This window comes from Synechococcus sp. H55.8, assembly GCF_047462375.1.
GTDB lineage: Bacteria > Cyanobacteriota > Cyanobacteriia > Thermostichales > Thermostichaceae > Thermostichus.
Map to the genome: position 1 here is coordinate 25,568 of NZ_JANSJC010000001.1, position 18,002 is coordinate 43,569.

At 57.6% G+C, this 18,002-nt stretch carries 17 protein-coding genes; 5 read left to right on the forward strand and 12 right to left on the reverse strand.

Annotation, left to right across the window (positions count from 1 at the left end):
• Positions 1–171: 171 nt before the first annotated feature.
• From NW862_RS00130 to NW862_RS00140, 3 genes are read right to left on the reverse strand one after another with little or no spacing between them, the layout of a single operon-like run.
• The gene (locus NW862_RS00130; protein WP_414426819.1) at positions 172–1,752 is read right to left on the reverse strand and encodes a chlorophyll a/b binding light-harvesting protein; all 1,581 of its coding nucleotides are present in this window, start codon (positions 1,750–1,752) and stop codon (positions 172–174) included.
• Positions 1,753–1,800: 48 nt separating this feature from the next.
• Positions 1,801–2,310 carry a flavodoxin FldA gene (fldA, locus tag NW862_RS00135; RefSeq protein ID WP_414333703.1) on the reverse strand — a complete coding sequence of 170 codons (510 nt, stop codon included), beginning with the start codon at positions 2,308–2,310 and terminating at the stop codon, positions 1,801–1,803.
• A gap of 56 nt (positions 2,311–2,366) precedes the next feature.
• Positions 2,367–3,401, reverse strand: coding sequence for a chlorophyll a/b binding light-harvesting protein (locus NW862_RS00140; protein ID WP_414333705.1), 1,035 nt, complete (start codon positions 3,399–3,401; stop codon positions 2,367–2,369).
• 385 nt (positions 3,402–3,786) lie between these two features.
• Between NW862_RS00140 and NW862_RS00145 the strand changes: the two genes are divergently transcribed.
• Positions 3,787–5,007 carry an imelysin family protein gene (locus tag NW862_RS00145; protein ID WP_414333707.1) on the forward strand — a complete coding sequence of 407 codons (1,221 nt, stop codon included), beginning with the start codon at positions 3,787–3,789 and terminating at the stop codon, positions 5,005–5,007.
• Between the two features lie 42 nt (positions 5,008–5,049).
• The gene (locus tag NW862_RS00150) at positions 5,050–6,423 is read left to right on the forward strand and encodes a di-heme oxidoredictase family protein (RefSeq protein WP_414368045.1); all 1,374 of its coding nucleotides are present in this window, start codon (positions 5,050–5,052) and stop codon (positions 6,421–6,423) included.
• On the opposite strand, the gene NW862_RS00155 is transcribed toward NW862_RS00150, so the two are convergent.
• Positions 6,420–7,094 carry a Fe2+-dependent dioxygenase gene (locus NW862_RS00155; RefSeq protein WP_414333710.1) on the reverse strand — a complete coding sequence of 225 codons (675 nt, stop codon included), beginning with the start codon at positions 7,092–7,094 and terminating at the stop codon, positions 6,420–6,422. The two genes, NW862_RS00150 and NW862_RS00155, sit on opposite strands and share 4 nt — an antisense overlap.
• A 413-nt stretch (positions 7,095–7,507) precedes the next feature.
• On the opposite strand from NW862_RS00155, the gene NW862_RS00160 reads away from it, so the two are divergent.
• Entirely contained in the window at positions 7,508–8,110 is a 603-nt protein-coding gene (locus NW862_RS00160) for a TVP38/TMEM64 family protein (RefSeq protein WP_414426820.1), read from the forward strand.
• Here NW862_RS00160 and NW862_RS00165 read toward each other — a convergent pair.
• From NW862_RS00165 to NW862_RS00175, 3 genes are all read right to left on the reverse strand, one after another.
• Entirely contained in the window at positions 8,107–8,436 is a 330-nt protein-coding gene (locus NW862_RS00165) for a cupin domain-containing protein (RefSeq protein ID WP_414426821.1), read from the reverse strand. The genes NW862_RS00160 and NW862_RS00165 overlap by 4 nt on opposite strands.
• On the reverse strand, positions 8,436–9,215 hold the full coding sequence (locus tag NW862_RS00170) for an SAM-dependent methyltransferase (protein WP_414336166.1): 780 nt from the start codon (positions 9,213–9,215) through the stop codon (positions 8,436–8,438). Before NW862_RS00170 ends, NW862_RS00165 begins: the two co-directional genes overlap by 1 nt.
• A 117-nt stretch (positions 9,216–9,332) precedes the next feature.
• Positions 9,333–9,995, reverse strand: coding sequence for a DUF3386 domain-containing protein (locus NW862_RS00175; protein ID WP_414336167.1), 663 nt, complete (start codon positions 9,993–9,995; stop codon positions 9,333–9,335).
• Positions 9,996–10,317: 322 nt separating this feature from the next.
• On the opposite strand from NW862_RS00175, the gene mutL reads away from it, so the two are divergent.
• The gene (mutL, locus tag NW862_RS00180) at positions 10,318–12,048 is read left to right on the forward strand and encodes a DNA mismatch repair endonuclease MutL (RefSeq protein ID WP_414426822.1); all 1,731 of its coding nucleotides are present in this window, start codon (positions 10,318–10,320) and stop codon (positions 12,046–12,048) included.
• Positions 12,049–12,076: 28 nt separating this feature from the next.
• On the forward strand, positions 12,077–12,934 hold the full coding sequence (locus NW862_RS00185; RefSeq protein WP_414335321.1) for a vitamin K epoxide reductase family protein: 858 nt from the start codon (positions 12,077–12,079) through the stop codon (positions 12,932–12,934).
• Here the strand turns inward: NW862_RS00185 and NW862_RS00190 are convergent.
• The 5 genes from NW862_RS00190 to NW862_RS00210 form a co-directional block, all read right to left on the reverse strand.
• Positions 12,904–14,022 carry a diguanylate cyclase gene (locus tag NW862_RS00190; protein WP_414349193.1) on the reverse strand — a complete coding sequence of 373 codons (1,119 nt, stop codon included), beginning with the start codon at positions 14,020–14,022 and terminating at the stop codon, positions 12,904–12,906. The two genes, NW862_RS00185 and NW862_RS00190, sit on opposite strands and share 31 nt — an antisense overlap.
• 49 nt (positions 14,023–14,071) lie before the next feature.
• Positions 14,072–14,959, reverse strand: a complete 888-nt coding sequence (gene btpA, locus NW862_RS00195) for a photosystem I biogenesis protein BtpA (RefSeq protein WP_414335318.1) — start codon at positions 14,957–14,959, stop codon at positions 14,072–14,074.
• 31 nt (positions 14,960–14,990) lie between these two features.
• Positions 14,991–16,124, reverse strand: a complete 1,134-nt coding sequence (locus NW862_RS00200; RefSeq protein WP_414335316.1) for a quinone-dependent dihydroorotate dehydrogenase — start codon at positions 16,122–16,124, stop codon at positions 14,991–14,993.
• 111 nt (positions 16,125–16,235) lie between these two features.
• Entirely contained in the window at positions 16,236–17,534 is a 1,299-nt protein-coding gene (locus NW862_RS00205) for an O-antigen ligase family protein (protein ID WP_414426823.1), read from the reverse strand.
• The gene (locus NW862_RS00210) at positions 17,534–17,917 is read right to left on the reverse strand and encodes a 2Fe-2S iron-sulfur cluster-binding protein (protein WP_414335312.1); all 384 of its coding nucleotides are present in this window, start codon (positions 17,915–17,917) and stop codon (positions 17,534–17,536) included. The genes NW862_RS00205 and NW862_RS00210 overlap by 1 nt, the downstream gene beginning before the upstream one ends.
• Positions 17,918–18,002 lie beyond the last annotated feature (85 nt).

Sequence of the window (18,002 nt, forward strand, 5' to 3'; positions counted from 1 at the left end):
TCATTTTGGCCGTCCCATTTCGACTGTCGAAAGATTGAAGCCGGTGGCTGACAAAAGCTTCACAAACAAGAGTTCTAGAAATCGGCAGAACTATCCAAACCGGGCAGATCGGGACAGAGAGGAGGGGATGAGGATCTCCCCTCCCCTGCTTTGAGAAGCCTCAACCCTGCTTTACAGCCCCGGCAAAATCTGGGCTACCACATCGCCGCTGCTCAAGAGCATGTAGGCAAACAGGGCACCGCCAACACCGCCCACCAGAAACCCTCCGGCCAACTGGCTCCAACCGGCGCGGGTGCGCAAGTTTTCGGGCAAGTCCTCCGAGCTTGCCGGCAGGCGCACCGGCTGAGGGGATCCCTGCGATTCCGCCATCAGTTGCACCCCTGGCGTCGGATAGGCCACCTCGCCGTAGGGGGTATTGACCACCGCCACCAGCCGCGAGCGCGGAAAGGACACCCGTCCGTAAACGGAGAGACAAACCGTCAGGATCAGCACCAGGCCGATGGTCGCCAGCGTCCCTGCTGTCAGGGCCTGCTCCGAATCCCGCAGCGGACTTAGCTTGTAAAACGGCCCCACCAGAAAGTACCCATGGGCCATGCCAATCTCCAAGCCACGCAGAAAGGGCGACAAGCCCTCCCGGTAGATGGGCAGGTTTTGCAGCAGCAGCAGGGTGAGATCCCCCTGGTTTACCGGCGTCTCCAAGTTGCCCACCTGCGGATCTGTGGCTCGCACCCAGCCCCCGCGCTGGAAGTCAAAGCCGTTGGCTGCCGCCCGCGCCCGGATGGCATGCCAGATGTGCCCTGCCAAAAACAGGATCCCCAAGACAAAGTGGGCTGTGGCCAACCAGGTGCGGCTGCTCACCACACCCATCTCGTCGGCAGCCAGCCCCAGCGGCCCGTAGAAAGCCACCGGATAGGCAATCTCGTTGACGCTGACAAAATAGGCCGCCAAGATGCCCATGTAGGCCAGGGCCCCCAGGCTGTAGGAGAGGTAGGCTTCGCCCGAGTAGATCAGGATCTGCTTGGCCCAGGCAAAGGGCCGTGTGGCTATGTGCCACCATCCCCCCAAGACGCAAAGCAGGCCAACGTAGATGTGCCCTCCCACCAGATCTTCTAGGTTATCCACAGCAGCCATGCCCTGCTGGCCCATCAGCGGCGTCAGGTAGGCGAAGATCCGCAGCGGATTGAGGGTGGGATCCGTTACCACCCGTACGCGGCCCAGGTGAGCATCGTACAGCCCTCCCCAGAAGAGCGCTTTGGCCACCAGCAACCAAGCCCCCAGCCCCAACAGCAGCAGGTGGATCCCCAGGATGGTGGTCATCTTGTCGTCGTCTTCCCAGTCGTAGCCGAAAAACTGGGCCAAGGTTTCTCCTTTGGGCAGCACCTCCGGCCCCAAAAGGGCATGGAAGATCCCTCCTGCCCCCAGCACCGCCGAGGCAATCAGGTGCAGAACGCCCACCACAAAAAAGGGATAGGGATCCGTGGCCACCCCCTCTGCATTAACGCCGATACCCAACGTGGCCAAATGGGGCAGCAAGATCAGCCCTTGGCTGCCCATGGGCTGAGCCGGATCCCAGTGGGCCACCTCAAACAGGGTCATGCCGCCGGCCCACAGCATGATCAACCCCGCATGGGCCACGTGGGCCCCCAGCAGCTTTCCGGACAGATTCACCAAGCGAGCATTGCCTGCCAACCAACTGACCTGAGGGGATCCCTCGGCAGAGGTAGGTGATGAAGATAGAACTGCGCCAGTCATGACAAACTCCCACAGTATCCACAACAAGTTAAGAAGCCGGGTTTGAGATTACAGATTGAAGAGTGTTTTGAGTTTGGCCGTCCACTCTTTAATTCGTTTTTCCGTCAGCTCCGGCTGATTGTCTTCATCCAGGGCAAGGCCGACAAACTCGCCGTTAACCACTCCCTTGGACTCATTGAACTCGTAGCCCTCTGTGGGCCAGGAGCCGACGTTTTTGCCGCCACGCTCGGCGATTTTTTGGGCCAGGATCCCCATGGCATCTTGAAAGTTGTCGGGATAGCCTAACTGATCCCCAACTCCAAAGTAGGCCACCGTCTTACCGGAAAAATCGATTTCATCCAAATTGGGAAAAAACCCATCCCAATCGGCCTGCAGCTCCCCAATGTTCCAGGTTGGACAGCCGATAATTAAGTAGTCGTACTTCTCAAAGTCCTCAATACTGGCTTCGGCAATGTCGATCAAATCCACCTTGTCTTCGCCCAGCTCTTTTTGAATCATCTCAGCAGCTCTTTCGGTATTTCCGGTTTGAGTGCCGAAAAATAGACCTATTTTTGCCATTGCTCCTACCTCGAAACTGCAAGTGCAAAGCCCAAAATTAGATGGCCAGATTGTCGTTAGACCTGCTGCGCAGCAAGCTCTACTCTGCCAGTACGGAAATTGAATCCTCGTGCTTTTAGGGCATGGAAAAGGTGACCCTGAAGGAAGAAAAAGGCCAGCCAAAAGTGGGCATTGGCCAGCCAAACCCTAGATGTGAGAGCCCCCCCTTGCTCAAAAAAGGGATAGCGATCCAAGCCCACCCGCAGCAGCGGCCCATAGAAAACTTCGGGATAGACGACGGGATTGACGGCAACCCAATAGGCGGCAATAAACCCCATCAAGGCCAAAGCTCCCAAGCTGTAGGAAAGATAAGCTTCCCCAGACCAGACAAAAATCCGTTCTGCCCAGGCAAAAGGCTTGGTCACGATATGCCAAATCCCACCTGCCACCAGGAGCAGGCCCAGCCAGAGGTGGCCGCCCACCACGTCTTCCAAAGTGTCCACCCCGGCTATCCAATGGCGACCTTCCGTGCCCAGCAGGTGGCCAAAGGGGTTCCAGTTGGGAGCCACTAGGCGCACTTCTCCCGCCACCGGGTCGAACAACCCGCCAAACACCATTGCCTTGAGCACCAAAAGCCAGGCTCCCAGGCCCAGCAGCACTAGGTGGATCCCTAGGATGGTGGTCATTTTGTCTTTGTCTTGCCAGTCGTAGCTAAACAGGGGAAAAGCTTTGGGATCCAGCACCGCCGGCCCGCGCAGGGCATGAAAAATGCCCCCAAACCCCAAAAAGGCAGAGCTGATGAGGTGGATCGCTCCCACCGCAAAGTAGATATCCGTATCCAAAACTTCCCCGCCGGATCCCACCCCCAGCCCCAAGCTGGCCAGGTGGGGCAAGAGAATGAGCCCCTGCTCATACATCGGTCGGCTGGGGTCAAACTTAGCCAACTCGATCAGGGTCATCGCCCCTGCCCAGAGAACGATCAGCCCGGCATGGGCCACATGCGCCCCCAGCAGCCGGCCAGAAAGAACGGTCAAACGGGCGTTGCCCGCCCACCAGGGGATCTGTTGTTGCGAGCTAGATCCCCCTTCTTGCTTCGGTATCGTCGCTGTCATCTCCGCTCCTCTTGCGTTTCTAAACAAGATTGCTTGGGAAAAGGCCAGAGACTTTGCCCCAGGCCCGCCTCTGGCCGCACGGACACATCCTTTCGAGACACACAACCAACTATTGAGAGTAAGTCTCAATAGCAAGCTGTGACTCACTCTAGGCTTCTTGAGAGAAGATATCAATATACCTGGGGTTAAATTTTGTTAAAATCCAGGTTAACTTCGCCTTCCACAGCTTTTGTGCGCGGCAGTTGTCCCTGAAGGGTTGGGCCTAAGCGAGGGATCCCGTGGCAACCGGTGATAAAAATCTCTCTTTTCTTAAGATTGAGTCTCAATAGCTAGGTTACAATCAAGCCAAAGTTGGCCAAGCCGAGGGGTAAGGAGCCCAGAGGAGATGTCGAGATATCTGAAGCTGTGGACGGGGATAGGGCTTTATGTTCTGGTTAGCGGGGCTGCTTGCGGGGAAAGCCAAAAGGATCCACCGGCCCTGAGCCAGGCCTCGCCCCAGCAGGCGGCTCAAATGAACCCAGAGTGTCGGCCCATCCCGGTGGATGGCGGCGGCGAGGGTGGGGAAGGGGGAGAAGAAGGAGCGGGCTCTGGCCGGCCAGCCGTTGTGCTCTCTCCTGAGCAGCGGTTTCAGGATCGGCAGATTTTGATCGACTTTGCCGATCAGGTGGTGATCCCTGCCTATGAGCAGTTGGCCGCCGATACCCAGGCCCTGTCTCAAGCCATCCAGGCCTTCGTGCAAGATCCCAATTCCCAGACTTTGCAAGCGGCTCGCCAGGCTTGGTCTGTTGCCCGTCTAACGTGGGAGGAGAGCGAGGCTTTTGCCTTCGGGCCGGCGGCCTCCTTGGGGCTAGATGCGGATTTGGACGAATGGCCCCTGAACGAGGTGGAGGTGCTGGAAGTTCTCAACAGCGGCGATCCCCTCACTCCAGAGACCGTGGCCGAGTTGGAAAGCGGGCAAAAGGGATTTCATGCCGTGGCCTTCCTGCTCTTTGGCGTGGATAACAATAAGTCCTTGCAAGACTTTACCGAGCGGGATCGGGAGTACTTGGCTGCCCTTGGCCCGGTTTTGGCGGATACGGCGGAAAAGCTACTCAAGAGCTGGACAGAGGGCGTGCAAGGGCTGCCTGCTTTTCGCGAAGAATGGGTGAAAGCCGGGGAGGGCAGCAAGAGCTACCTGACGCTGCAAGCTGCTGCTGAAGAAATAGCCCAAGGTATTCTCAGCATGTTGGACGAGCTGGGCAAGGTCAAAATTGGCGAAGCCTTCGCCCGGCAAAATCCCTTTCTCTTGGAAAGCCGCTTTGCCCACCATTCGCTGCCGGAGTTTCAGGCCAACCTGCGCAGCGTCCAATATGCTTACTTGGGTGGATTTAGGGATAGAAAAGGTCGCGGCCTCAGCCAATTTGTCCGGGACATCAACCCCAATTTGGATAGTCAAATTCAGTCGGAGTTACAAGCAGCAGCGGCGGCTCTCCAGGGGATCCCTGACCCTATCGAAAAAAGCCTTTGCGATGCCAATGCCCGTGGATCTATTACCGCCGCTATGGAAAAAATTGAAGACGCTTTCGATAACTTTGCTCAGGAAGTTGTGCCGCTTCTGCAGCAGTAAGAAAGTCCGAAAAGAGTTGAGTTGCCGCTATTTTGATAGCCTATGCGTCGTCTTCTCCAGATGTTCATGCTGGGATTGGCCTCTCTTTGGGCAGCGAGCTTTCTGGCTTTTTCCGCCGGCCTAGATGGATCCCAGCCATTGCCCCCGCGAGCGGGTGGCGAAACAACCCTTTGGAACCGCACCTCAACAGCCTACGAGCAGCCGGCCCCCAATTTGGATCCCCGCTGGGCCAGGCTGCATGCCCTGGGGGACATTGCCTTTGAGGCCAACTTTGTAGCGGCTCCAGCGCCTGTTAACCCCGGCCTTGGACCTCTGTTCAACAACAACTCCTGCGCCGGTTGTCATGTCAAAAACGGCCGCGGTCTACCCGAGAAAGGACAGCGGGTGGTTAGGGTGAGCCAGGTTGGATCCCTGGATAGAAGTGGGGATCCCCGGCCTTTTGGATGGGAGGCCATGGCTCCTTATGGCAACACTCCCCCTGTGCCCGGCATCGGCACGCAGATTCAAGAAAAGGCCGTTCGAGGCTATCGGCCAGAGGCCAAGGTGGAGTTGCACTGGGTAGAGCAGACCGGACAGTACGCCGACGGAACCGCCTACAGGCTTCGTTCTCCTGTTGTGAAGCTGTTGACTCTGGAGGGATCGCCGATTGAGCCTGTCCTCATCTCCCTGCGGATCCCCCAGCCGGTGTTTGGAGCGGGCCTACTGGAAGCAGTTCCCGAGTCTGCAATCCTAGAAGCAGCCGATCCCGACGACACTGATGGGGATGGCATCTCTGGCCGCCCCAACTCTGTTTGGGATCAAGAGCAGCAGCGTCTGGTGCTGGGACGGTTTGGTTGGAAAGCCAATACCCCCAACCTCAGGCAACAAACTGCGGCCGCCTACGCCAACGACATGGGTGTCACGAATCCTCTTTTTCCGGCCGCCGATGGCAGCCAAGATATCGACGAGGACACTCTCCAAGCGACAACCGTTTACGTGCAAACCCTGGCTGTGCCTGGCCGCGTCCTTTGGCAGGATCCCCAAGTTCAGCGAGGTGAAAAGCTCTTCGTCCAAGCCCAATGCGCCAAGTGTCACCGACCAGAGCTGCACACCGGCATTCATGAGATCGCTGCCCTGGCCAACCAAGTCATCCACCCCTACACCGATTTGCTGTTGCATGACATGGGCGAAGGACTGGCAGATGGCCGCCCTGACTTTGAGGCTACGGGCCGAGAATGGCGCACCCCCCCTTTGTGGGGCATCGGCTTGTCGCAGACAGTTCTGCCCTACTCCGGCTATTTGCACGATGGCCGCGCTCTCAGCCTCGAGGAGGCCATTCTCTGGCATGGGGGAGAAGCTGAACGCTCCCGCGAGATCTTTAAAAATATGGCTGCTGAAGACAGAGAAGCCCTGCTCTATTTTCTTCGATCCCTCTAGAGCTCCGCCCATTTCCGCAGCAGGTTCGCGTAAACTTTGGAGACCAAATCAAAGTGGCGTGTCTTGCCCGATTCCTGAAACATCTGCAGCCGCACAGTCTCTAAATCAAAGAGGATCTCGCGTTCTTGCGGATCCCTAATTAGGCTTTGAACCCAACTGACGACAGCATAGCGGATCCCGCGGGTTACAGGCTCAACTTGGTGCAAGGTCGAAGCAGGATAGAGAATCAAGGCGCCCGCCGGCAGCTTGTAGGCTCGTTCTCCTTCGCTACTCTCAATTTTTAGCGCACCACCGTCATAGTCTTCGGGGGCACTCAGAAATAGGGTAAAGGAAATATCTGTACGCATAAGCTGACGCTGATCAACCATAAGCGCATCGTCGGTATGAGTGCCGTAAGACATGCCCGCTTCGTAGCGGCTAATCAAAATAGAATGAATGAGCTTGGGCCGAGCAGCCATCTGAAACAGCAAATTGCGCTCTAGAGCTGCAAAGACAATCTCCTGAATCTTCTGGTGCTGGAGGGATCCCTTGGGAATCTGCCTATTATTTTTGACAAGCCTGGCATTCCAGCCAGCCGTCAGGGCACCATCTACAAATTCAGCATCGGATATAATGGCCAAGGTTTGTTGCAATTCTGCTAAACTGAGAACATCGCCAATACACAAGATCATTGTCAACCTCTAAAGATCAAAACATGCAACACCTTCTACACTAGCAAAACAAGGCCTATGGAAATCATACCTGTTTCAAGCGCTCCTTGAAAACCTCAAGTATCTGGCAGAGAAAGTAGAAACCCTTGGTGTTCCTTTGCCCTATGCAGCCACCTTCAGGTATTCGACAAAGAGAGCTTTGCAAGCTACTGGGCCTAGACTATAAAACCGTGGCCGAAGAAGCAAGGCACCTGGGACTGAGCACGCATGCCTACTTACAGCAAAAAACAGGCTGGATTTTGAGGAATGAGCTCTACTATCCCCCCGGCACTGCCTTTGGCGAGTCAGCAGGATCGTCTCCTACCTCCTCAGAAAAGCTACCCTCCAGCAGCAGAACCAATTCTAGGAAAAGGAAGGATATCCTCTCACTGCTGTTGTTGCTTGTTGTCCTGGTAGCTGCTATCTTGCTGGCCCGTCGCTTAGATCCAGACACAACTCGAGAATTTATAGCAAAACTAGGCCCATGGGCACCCCTTGCTCTGATCGGATTACGCTCCTTGAGTATTATTATTCCTGCCATACCTAGCACTGTTTACTCCATCCTGGCAGGAGCACTCTTTGGATTTGGGGCAGGAATCCTTTACATTGCAATTGCCGATTTTACCTCTTGTACACTTAACTTTTACCTGGCCAGAAAGTTTGGTAGAGGCCTAGTACAGCGAATGGTTGGGCGACAATGGATGTATAAAGTCGATGCCCTTTCAGCCAACTATCTGGAAAACAATATTTTCCTTACGGCCGGGTTTTTAATGACGGGCCTATTCGACTTTGTCGCCTACGCTGCCGGCCTAACCCAAATGAAATGGCAGAACTTTCTTCTCGCGCTAGCTTTGGGCATTGCCATCTCTACACCCCCAGTAGTAGCTCTAGGGGCAGGGATCCTGGAGCAGGGAAGGTGGCTGCTGGGCTTTGCTCTGCTGGGAATGTTTGCTTTAGCGATGTTAACCGGCTGGCTGAGTAAAAGGCGGCGTTCTTAACTTGCCTTTGATAAGGTCAGAACAAAAGCAAGATCGGCAGTGGCTTTTAACTCATGGGGAACATTTGCCGGAATTAGGACAAATACGCCCGGAGATAGAGAGATCTTTTCTCCTGCAAGGGTTAAGACCCCGGTTCCTTCAATGACGTGGAGAGTGGCGTCCCTTGTGGAGGTATGCTCGGAAATACTTGTACTCCCTGCCATACAGAAAAGAGTATATTGGCAGATTTCAGTTTTCCAGATGATCTTGCTACGGATTCCTCCTGCCGAATAGGCAATGTGATCTTTGAGCTGCAAAAAAGGTGACTCAGGGGAGACGAGGGACATCATTGAGCCTCCTTCTCAGCAACCAGTACCATGTAGCCCAGGTTATTTCGATATCGGCTAAAGATTTGCCTCATAGCTGAGATCCGCTGGCGGATTACAGGACGTGTAAGTACATTCCAAATTATAGTCAAGAGCGTCGGCAATCCTTCCTCTGTAGCAATGGCAACAGGATTGAGCAAAGTTAAGGGGCCGGTGTCGTAGTCGACAACCGTAAGATTTGCTTGCTGAACAGTTGAAAGCCAGCCGTCAGTAGATAAAGGATTGGCATTGACACGAATTACGGAGGATAACTCCTTGCGGATGATGTCAGCGTTGGATCCCTTAACCCGCAGCTCGTGGCTGAGAAACTTACCCCCTGGCTTGAGGCAATTGTAAATCTCGGACAAAATTTTAGATTTTCCTGCATCGGACTGCATTGTTAAAATAGCTTCCGCCAAGACATAGTCAAATTTCTTATCAACTTGATCTAGGTGAAAGATATCGCCCTCGAGGATCTCAACTTGGCCAGCTAGCCCTGCTGCAGAAACATTAGCGCGAGCACGAGCAATGTTATCTGGATTTTTCTCAATGCCGGTAACATACACGCCATAGCGTTTTGCCAATCTAATGGCTGTGTAGCCAAGGCCCGAAGCAAGCTCTAGCACTGTTTCTCCTCGACGGAACTCGGCAAACTTGAAGAGCCGTTCGGTGGCGCCAAAGCCCCCCGGTCGAAGTGCCTTTTTACCTGCCGCAGCCAGTACTTGGTGTCCAGGTACATTTTTTAAGTCCAGCTTAGTCATAGATAACTCTAAAAAAGATACCCTGTGGCCATCTGTTTTGAGCTTGGCTGTGAGCACCTCATCACCTTCTATTATAAGAGATGCTCACAGCCGCAAAGAGAAAACTTATTTTCCCAGCTATTCGAAAAATCGAATATTTGAGAAGAGGAAAAGCTGAGGCGATGCACTTTTTTTGCCATCCTGCTCTTCCCAAATTCTTCTCTCAACTAGAATCCAATACCGACCTATTTTTTGATAACGATCTTCATAGATCATCTTTGCTTGAGTTTTTTCTTCGGTTCCTGGGCTACAATACTCAGCAGTGTAGTGAGTGGGTAGGTAGCCCTCACCTGTATCGTAAAACTCTTGAACTGAGACTGTAATTGTCCGATTGGCAAGATGGCGATGCACCCTTTGAATGTGCTTGCCCTGAACCCAGTACCTATCGGTAGAAGATAAGCCCGAAACAAGAACTTCAGTGATGTCTGAATTTTGTGGCTCTCCATAGACAAAGGTGTGGCCACCGTGTTCTTCGTCGAAGGAATGACGAACGCGATGCACCATGATTTCCCACATCTGTTCCCTTATTTTCTGGCGGATCTCCTCGTCCTCGACGCCGGCAACATCAATCTTCATGTTGCAGTCAATACTCACAACTCCTGAGAAGGAGAGGCTGCTGTCACCTTCTTTGGGAAAGTAGGCTATCTCAGCTCGGTAGCCAGGAAAGTCCTCATCCCAGGTGTAGCGATTCTCAAAGGCCTCTCTAAACAGCTCTTGGGCCGGAGCTTGCTGTGCTGCCATAATCTCCTCCTTAATGAGAAATTTTATTATTTAAATCCTAGTAGAGGCTGATGACTGGGCTTGGGATTTTAAGGTTTCCTTTAACTGTCCACCCACTCAGCAAAATCCCATCTCTTTTTCTCGGAGCTCTTGGCGGTTGCCAACGGGTAGGGGGGCGGAACACCAATCCTTCCCTTTGCCTGAGAGGGCCCTTGAAGTTAATGAAAATTATTAGCAAGGCGCTGTCCACCGGCAACAGAGAGAGAGCTAAGCTAAAGCTCGACGCTGTTGGCCTTTCGGCGACAGGCTGGCAGGAAGAGGGTCTGCTTTCTCAACTCACTCCATGTCCAAAATCCAGCCCCTGAACCCAGAGCGGATCGCCCAAATGGCGGCGGGAGAGGTGATCGACTCGCTGGGGGCTGCTCTGCGGGAATTGCTGGAAAATGCCCTCGATGCTCAGGCCACCCGCATTCAGGTGGAGATTTGGCCCAGTCGCTGGCAGGTGCGGGTGGCCGATAATGGGCAAGGGATCCCAGGTTCGGAGCTGGAGCAGGTGGCTCGCCGCCACACCACCAGCAAGTTGGACGGTTGCAGCCTGGGATTTCGTGGGGAAGCGCTGCACAGCCTGGCCCGCTTGGGATCCTTGACCATTCAGACCCGCCATGCTGACGATGCCCACGGCTGGCTGGCCGCCTACAACCGACAGGGGGAGCTGGCCCACCAGCAGCCGGCGGCCACTGCCTTGGGAACGGTGGTGACGGTGGCGGATTTGTTTGCCGACTGGCCTCTGCGCCGTCGAGGTGTGCCCCCTATTGCCCCGCTTCTAACCCTGGTGCAGAATGCGGCTTTGGCCCATCCTTGGGTCAGTTGGCAGGTGCATCGGGAGGGACAACTGCTGCTCAGCCTCTGGCCGGGAACATCTCTGCAAGATCTGCTGCTGCAGGTGTTGCCGCAGTTGGATCTTTCGGATCTGCGCTATCAGCGGATCCAGGAGGGGGATAGCGATTGGGAAGTGGTGCTGGGCCTACCGGATCGTCTGCATCGCCCCCGCCCCGATTGGATCCGCCTGGCCGTCAACGGGCGATTTGTGCAGATGCCAGACTGGCAACGGGTGATCCAGTCAGTCTTTCAGCACGCCTTGCCCCGCCACCGCCATCCTCTAGTGGTGGTACATCTGCGCCTGCCACCTGAGCAGGTGGACTGGAATCGCCATCCTGCCAAGAGTGAGCTCTATCTACGGGATCCGGAGATCCGACAGGAGCAGTTGCGCCAACACCTACACGCTCTTCTGCAATCGGGATCCGGGCAAGCCAGCCGCCGCTCTGTGCATCTCATCCGCGCCAGCGAGGCCAAGTCGATCTACAGGGTTTCCTCCCTGCAAAGTCCGGCTCTCCCCGCTGCCGGTTGCTCCCTGCCGCCTCTGAAGGCCCTGGCCCAACTGCACCGGATTTACATTTTGGCGGAACACCCTCAGGGGCTGTGGCTGGTGGAGCAGCACCTGGCCCACGAGCGGGTGCGCTACGAGTACATCCAACAGCATTGGCAGCCGGTGGAGCTGGAGACGCCGGTCATGCTGGAGGGATTATCCTCCCAAGCAATGGAGCAATTGGGTCTGGAGCTGGAGCCCTTTGGCCCCAACACCTATCTGGTGCGCCGCGTGCCTCTGGCCCTGTGGTCGGAAGACCCCAAGGAGATTCAGGGATCCCTGCGAGAATTGAGCCGCTGTGCTGACCTCGAATCAGCTCAAGTGGCGGTGGCCTGTCGCGGCGCCCTGCGCAACGGGATCCCTCTGACCCTGGAGCAGATGCAACAGTTGCTGGAGGCCTGGCAGCGCACCGCCAATCCCCACACCTGCCCTCATGGCCGGCCAGTGTATCTGGCTCTGGCCGAAAAAGATCTGGCCCGTTACTTTCGTCGCCGCTGGGGGATCTGCGACCGGCCCATCTCCGACTCCAAGATGGGATCTATTTGGGAGCTGGAGCCGCTGGGGGATAGGTTTGCCGCCCAAGTGCGGCGCTCGAGCAGCGCTTCTGCCTCGGAGCCCAGGGACGAGACCCGCTCCGCCCCACTATAATCGGGGATGTCCAACTGCTGACCCCCCCATGGCCTCTTATCTCAAACTCAAAGCCCAAGAAGAGACCTGGCTGCAGCGCCATGCCCGTCTGATCTTGGCGATCTTGGCCAGCCTGGGATCCCTGTTGACGGCCTACCTCACCTACACCAAGCTGACCGATCAGCCTGCCGCTTTCTGCACAGGGGATGGGGGGTGCGACCTGGTGCTCTCCAGCCGTTGGGCAGAGTTTTTGGGGATCCCGACGGCAACAGTTGGCCTGCTGGGCTTTTTGGGGGTCTTGGCGCTGGCGGTGCTGCCGGATGAGATCCCGCTGGTGAAGCGGTGGCGCTGGCCGGCCCTGTTTGGTCTGGTTTCCGCCATGACCGCCTTTGAAATGTACATGCTCTACCTGATGGTGGGGGTGCTGCGGCAATTTTGTCTGTATTGCACCACCGCCATAGTCTTGGTGGCCAGCCTGTGGGCGGTAACCCTGCTGGGCCACCGCTGGCTGGATGGGGGCAAGCTGGCCTTCAGCTACATTCTCGTGAGCTTTCTCACCTTGGTGACCACCATTGGGGTGTATGCCAACCAAGTTCCTCCCCCCAGCCCCCTGGCGGCAGGGTTGGCGGCCCACCTGCGGCAGATCGGCGGCACCATGTACGGGGCCTACTGGTGCCCCCATTGTCAGGAGCAGAAAGAGCTGTTTGGGTCGGCCTTTGCCCAAGTGCCCTACGTGGAGTGCTCCCCCAACGGTCCCGGTACGCCCCAAGCCCAGGCATGCACAGAAGCAGGGATCACCAGCTATCCCACCTGGATCATCAACGGCCGCACCTACGTGGGGCTGCGCTCGCTGGAAGCCTTGGCGGCAGCTTCCGGCTACCCTCTCGAGCCCGGCGGAGGACAGTAGTTCTCCAGTAGCGATGGCAGGAAGAGGCGTACACAGTTTCGCCCGGCTTGCTTGGCCTGGTAGAGGGCCTCGTCCGCTCGTTGGAGTGCAGCTTCTGGATCTAAGGGGTCATCTTCGCTGATAACGATCCCGCCAATGCTAATGGTGACAGGCAGGCTGCGTTTGGGCGAAACGTCAATTGGCCGGCTGGCGATGGCCCGGCGCAGAGACTCGGCGTAGCGGTGGCAGTGGGCGGGGTTGAGCCCAGGGGTGACGCAGACAAATTCTTCGCCGCCGTAGCGGTAGAGCAGGCTGGAGGGACGCAGTTGATTGTGCAGCCGCCCAACAAGGGCCTGCAACACGCAGTCGCCGATGAAGTGGCCGTAGGTGTCGTTGACCTGCTTGAAGTAATCCACATCCATCATCAGCAGGCAGAGATAGCGATAGCGGGCTTGCCCACGGGGCCCCACCTGCTTGAGCAAATGGGGCAACGCCTGGTCGAGAGCGCGGCGGTTCAAGGCTCCGGTCAAGGGATCCGTCAAAGACAGAGACTCCAACAGCTCGTTGCGGGCCCGCAGTTGCCGGTTGGCCTGGGCCAAAGCTCGGGTGAGCCGCTGCAGGCGCAGCCCCGCCCGTACCCGGGCCCGCAGCTCCTCAGCCTCGACCGGCTTAACGATAAACTCGTCCGCCCCTGCATCCAGCCCCTGCACCCGATCCTCAACTTCGGAGCGGGCGGTGAGCAAAAGGAAGTAGACAAACTGGCCGGCAGCGGAGTGCTTCAGACGGCGACAGAGCTCTACTCCAGACAAACCCGGCATGACCCAGTCGCAGATGATCAAATCCGGCCATTTGCTTTCATCCAGGGTCTGCAGGTGCTCCCAGGCCAACTGGCCGCTTTCCCAGCTTTCCACCCGGTAGTTGGAGCTTTTGAGGACTTCGCCGATGTAACGACCGTTCACCGGGTCATCGTCGATGACCCAAATGCAGGGAACCTGAGCCGGCACCTGGCTCCACGAAACTTCCTCCAAGGGCAAGGGCTCCGTCCCACCAACGGGAGCGGAAACCAAGCTGGGGGAAGGCTGCCAGCCTTCGAGTTCAGCCGACAACATGAGGAGAAACCCTGATACGACGAAGTAATGCCAATTCTATCCCTGAGGTCTAGCTGCAGCTAGAGCTGGGAGTGGCCAGGCAAGCCGGATTGGCGGGCTGTTCGCCCAGGCCAAGGTGCAATGCTTCCACAAACTGCCGCACCCGGATGGGGTCAATGAGGGGAAAGGGATCCGCACAGCGCACCGGCATGCCGGCGGAACGGGCCGGCCGTTTCAGAGAACTGGCCACAATCACGCCATCCGCATGGCGGATGAGGGTGCCGATGTTTTCGGCGGTGGCCCCTGAGCCAATCAACAGGGGTACCTGAGGGGCAACCTGGCGGGCCAGCTCCAGCTCCTCCAGAAGGGGTGGCTTGCCGGTGGCCCAGCCGGAGAGAATGATGGCATCGGCCAGGCCGCGCTCCACCGTGTCGGCGATGGCTGCATCCAGACGGATGGGACTCAGGGGCTGAGCGTGTTTCACCAGCACATCGGCGAAAATCTTGATGTCGGCCCCCAACTCGCGGCGATAGCGCAGCAGGCGGTGGGCATTCCCCTCAATAATGCCTTGGTCGGTTATCATCGCCCCGCAGAGCACATTCACCCGGATAAACTGCGCTCCCACGCTGGCGGCGATGGCCAGAGCACTGTAGCCATCGTTGCGCAAGACGTTGATCCCGATGGGCAGGGAGACCAGCATTTTGATCCGCTGGACAACCACGGTCATGGCGCTCACCACCGCCGCGTCTACCCGCTCCTTGGCAAAAGGGGCATCGTAAAAGTTCTCGACGAGGATCCCGTCCACCCCGCCTGCCGCCAAGGCCGTGGCAGCCTGTTCTGCCTGAGCGATCACCCACTCCAAGTCCCCTCCCCAACGGGGGGAGGTGGGCAGCGGCAACAGATGAACCACCCCAATAACTGGATGGGGGGTCTTGAACAGGTGTTGCAGCAGGTTCACCGGCGAGCTTCCTCAGGGATCCCTAACGATCTTACGCCTGGATCTGACCCATGGCGGTATTCTGCGAGGGAAGTGTAACATCAGGGCGGGGCGGAGAAGAGCTGGCCAGGCCTCGGAGCAGTTGTGGCACCATACCCGGCCCTTCGTAAACCCAGCCGGTATAGACTTGCAGCAGGCTGGCTCCGGCTTCCAGCTTCTCCACAGCATCGGCCAAGGTGAAGATGCCCCCCACTCCGATGATGGGCAATTTTCCTTGGGTGGAGCGGTGGATGTAGCGAATGACTTGGGTGGAACGCTCCCGCAGGGGGGCACCGCTGATCCCGCCGGCTTCTGCCAGAATTGGCCTGGGTTCTGAGATGCCGTGGCCAGGTAGAAAACGGGTTTTCAGGTTGTCGCGGCGCAGCGTGGTGTTGGTGGCCACAATCCCGGCCAGTGCATAGGTTTGGGCCAGTTCCAGGAGGCTGTCGATTTCAGGCCAGTCCAAGTCGGGGGAGATCTTCACCAAAAGAGGTTTTCGCCCCTGATTTTCCTGCTGTAAGGCAGACAGGATGGGCTCCAGTTGCTCAGCAGCCTGCAGGGATCGCAGGCCTGGGGTGTTGGGGGAACTGACGTTGACCACGAAGTAGTCCCCCAGCTCCTGGAGTAGCCGGAAGCTGGCCAGGTAATCGGCAGCCGCTTCTTCTAGGGGGGTGATTTTGGCTTTGCCCAGGTTAATCCCGATGGGAATAGGACGCCGACGCAACCGGCGCAACCGTTCAGCCAGAGCCGCTGCCCCCTGGTTGTTAAAGCCCATACGATTGAGAGCGGCACGATCTTGGGGCAGTTGAAACAGGCGCGGTTTGGGGTTGCCCGGCTGCGGCCCAGGAGTGACGGTGCCCACCTCCACAAAGCCAAATCCCAAGCTGGGCCAGACGGCCAGAGCCAGGCCATCTTTGTCAAAGCCCGCAGCCAAGCCAAGGGGATTGGGAAAGGTGAGGCCCCATAGTGACACCGAGAGCCGGGGATCCCGGTAGCAAAACAGTCGCTCCAGAGCCGACAGGATCCCGGTGGCCTGGGTAGTGTCGATCCAATGGAGGGCACGCAACAGCCCCACCTTGACCGTTTCTGGATCGGCTCTCAGTCCAGAAAAAAGCAAAGGCCACACCACATCTCGGTACAGGTTCACCGCAAAGATCCCCTAAACTCCCCCTTGACTGTAGCTGGCTTCCGCGTTGCAAACCGTCGGCGTGATGGATTCTGGACTCATTGCCGGCCAAGGGATATTCCACGGCAGCATTCAGTAGTGGCTCCTCTGGGCTTGCTCTTTGCCGGCGACGGGGTCGTCTTGCTGCTCAAGGCCGGCTCCCCAAACGGCCCCCAAGAGCAACGTTATCAACAGGTGCACGCGGCCATCCAACATCACCACATCCAAAAGCCCTGAGACAAAAAACGCTGTCAAAGCCAGCAGCATCCCCAACAGGACACTTTCTTGAGAGCGCCGCCAGGCTTGCCACCCCCGCGCCAAAATCCAGCCCCACAGGATCAGATGGCCCAGCAGCAGCGGGATCCCGCCCTCAGCCGCCAGATGTAGGTACAAATTGTGGCAGTGGCCCAGCAGCTCCGGCGGATCCTGAGCATTGTAAAGAGCGGCAAAGCTCTGCCAGCCCCAGCCGGTCAAGGGTCGCTCCCGTGCCATCTGCAGGGCAAAATGCCAGGCATCCAAGCGGTTGGCGGTGGAACTAAAATAGAGGGCTTGAGGATCGAAGGTGTCTGCCAGACGGCTCCAAATCAATCGGGGCACAACGGCCCGCCAGCCCGGCCAATCCCAAGCGGCGGCCAAGCTGGCCAACCCCAAGCCGCTCAAGAGCCCGATTCCCCACCAACAGCGCCGCAGCGCCAACCCTATCACCAGCGCCAGCCCCCCCACTCCCCAGCCGTTGCGAGAGGCCGTCAGCAGCAGCAGCAGGGATCCCAGCCCCAGCATCGCCCCCAGCCCTGCTCTTCCCAGCCAGGATCGTCCCACCCCTTCCCACCCCAGCCCCGCCGCCAAGCAGAGATGGATCACCAAGTAAATGGCCAAGATATTGGGAGAGGTAAAAGCTGCCGCCGGTCGCTCGCCTCCGGCCACCCCCGTGATCCAAAGCGGCCCCAAAACGAGATGCCCCTGCCACCCCCACAGCACCTCTCCCCAGCCCAGAAGCAGCATCAGCCCGCTGCCCAGAACCAGCACCTGGGCCAAACGACGACGGCCCCCAGGAGAACCACAATCGGCCAGCACCGCTGCAAAGGCCGGCAGCATCAACAAAAAAGGCCAGTAGTTGAACATCCCCGGCAGGCTCAGCCGCCAATCCTCACCCACAAAGGCCACGCCCACCGCAGCCAAGCTCAGGAGAGCTGCCAGCCCAAATAGAGGATCGCGAAGGATCCTTTTACCGCAGCAGGTATAGCCCTGGATTGTCCCCACCAAAGCCAACAGCAAGCTGGGGGCCAAATTCACCGGGAGCAGCGCCGCCGCCCCCAGCAGCCAGCCCCGCGGCCGAGAGGGCAAGGGATGCGGCGGCAACTCTTGAGACACAACCGGTGCAGAAAAAAACATCATTCATCCTCAAGGGGGATCCCCGGCCTGACCCGTCCCTGGCCGAAGTAGCGCCCAAATTGCAGCTCATACACCTCATCTTCATCTTGGGTTTCCACCCAGAGCTCCGAACGGGCATAGCCCACACACAGCAGCCCATACCCCTGCTCCTTCAGCTCGCGCGAGAGGCCCATCGCCTCCGGCTGGTACAGAGATCCCCGACGCACTCGCACCGCGCAGGTGGTACAGGCGCCGTTGCGGCAAGCAAAGGGCAGTTGGATCCCTTGGGCCTCGGCACTGGCCAAGATGTATTGATTCGCCGGTACCTGGATCAGATAGTGGGTGTCCCGTTGGCGGTCGTGGATGTGAACCGGGTAAGAGGGGACAGAAAAAGGAGAAGGCATGGAGAAAGTGGCCCCTTTCCTAGAGTAGGAGACTTCTTCATGATCCCACAGGATTTCCACAGCCCGAGGTCTGGGATCTCGACTA